A 773-nucleotide genomic window follows, 5' to 3' on the forward strand; every position below is an offset into this window, starting at 1 on the left:
TTCTTTCAACTTCGCAAGGTATTGGTCACGGCTAATTGGTTCGCCTGACTTACCGCCTTCTGAGATCTTCGCCAATTCTTTCTTAGCTTGATCTACGAAGGTGATGGTTGCTTTTTGATCAGCCTTCTTGTAAGTTACGACTTCATCTGCTGGTTTAGCTGAGTCTGCTGTAACCTTCACATCTGCTACGCTTGCTTTATCTGCTACGTAACCCTTGATGTCTGGTGAAGTTTGTCCCTTGATCACGTCNTCTTGTGATGTCCATGGGCCTTTTTCTACGATCGCTTTCGTTACGACGTTGATCTTCAGAATACGCGTGAATTTAGCGCTGTCTGTGAAGCTTGGTGCTGCTTCTTTACCATCTTCGTATACGTACTTGATCGTACGGCTCAATTCTTTCACAGCTTCTTGTTGAGCTGACTTGATCTTATCATCTGTCCACTTAGGTCCNTCTGGATTCTTAGGATCCATTGGATCGTTTGGTTTAGGCGGATTATTCGGATCGAATGGTACTACGCCTTCTTCCAATTGAACAGTGNAGTTTTGGTCCTTGCTTGCATCATCATCAAAGTTTTGTGGATCCTTGAACTCATCGTTCACAACCTTGTAACCTTGGTTGGTCAATTCTTTCAACTTCGCAAGGTATTGGTCACGGCTAATTGGTTCGCCTGACTTACCGCCTTCTGAGATCTTCGCCAATTCTTTCTTAGCTTGATCTACGAAGGTGATGGTTGCTTTTTGATCAGCCTTCTTGTAAGTTACGACTTCATCTG

1 protein-coding gene is annotated in these 773 nt (G+C 44.0%); it reads right to left on the minus strand.

Going from position 1 to position 773, the window contains the following annotated elements:
• Positions 1-699, minus strand: a 699-nt coding sequence (locus tag D8793_RS11990) for a mucin-binding protein (protein WP_446677598.1), incomplete at its 3' end; no start/stop codon positions are given.
• Positions 700-773 lie beyond the last annotated feature (74 nt).

The organism is Streptococcus cristatus (assembly GCF_003943465.1).
In the GTDB taxonomy this organism is placed as follows: Bacteria; Bacillota; Bacilli; order Lactobacillales; family Streptococcaceae; genus Streptococcus; species Streptococcus cristatus_C.